General features: G+C 45.5%; 1 protein-coding gene. It reads left to right on the top strand.

Annotation, left to right across the window (positions count from 1 at the left end):
- A partial coding sequence (locus CXQ97_RS18885; RefSeq protein WP_219815482.1) for a hypothetical protein occupies window positions 1-615 on the top strand: 615 nt, incomplete at both ends.

Here is a 615-nt window from a genome sequence, read left to right as displayed (position 1 = left end):
CTTCAAGGTGAGAATTGTGGGGTCGTCTATTCCAATGACAAATCCTCTTTAAATGGGGGAAGAAATTTCTATTCGTTAGCGACATTGACCCCTGGTTATCTTAAATTTTCGACTTATCAGAGCAAGATTAGTGACGTTGGAGAGGATTTCTCTGGACAAATCTCAAGAACCTATATTGATTCAAGCAGAATCGAAGCGGATGACGTCTGGGCAGGCAATTTACGTATCGTAGGTCATCATATCAGGCCGGCCGATGATAAATTTGTGTTGGTATCTAACCATGCAGGTACAAACTTTGATAATAACGGCTCTGTTGGTTTCCAGGTCTATGGCGGTGTCGGCTTGGGACAAAACACGATCTACACAGCAACTACTGACCTTTATATCCAGAACGGCAACGCTGTCCAGAACTTGGGCCAGTCTTACAGTAGCGCCAAAAAAACCACTATTCACGCTCAGAAACTAATTTCCCAAGTAGCTAACACGGTGGCGTCCCGTTTGTCTGTTAAGACCGACATCACGCCCGTATCATATGATCGGGCACTGGCAGCCGTGGAAGGGACTGAGATGTATGATTATCGCTACACTAGCGATGAAACGGGCCAGCACTATGTT

This window comes from Arthrobacter sp. B0490 (assembly GCF_002929355.1).
GTDB lineage: Bacteria > Actinomycetota > Actinomycetes > Actinomycetales > Micrococcaceae > Arthrobacter_D.
Note: the sequence above shows the minus strand (reverse complement) of the source record. Positions and strands in the feature narration are given on the sequence as shown.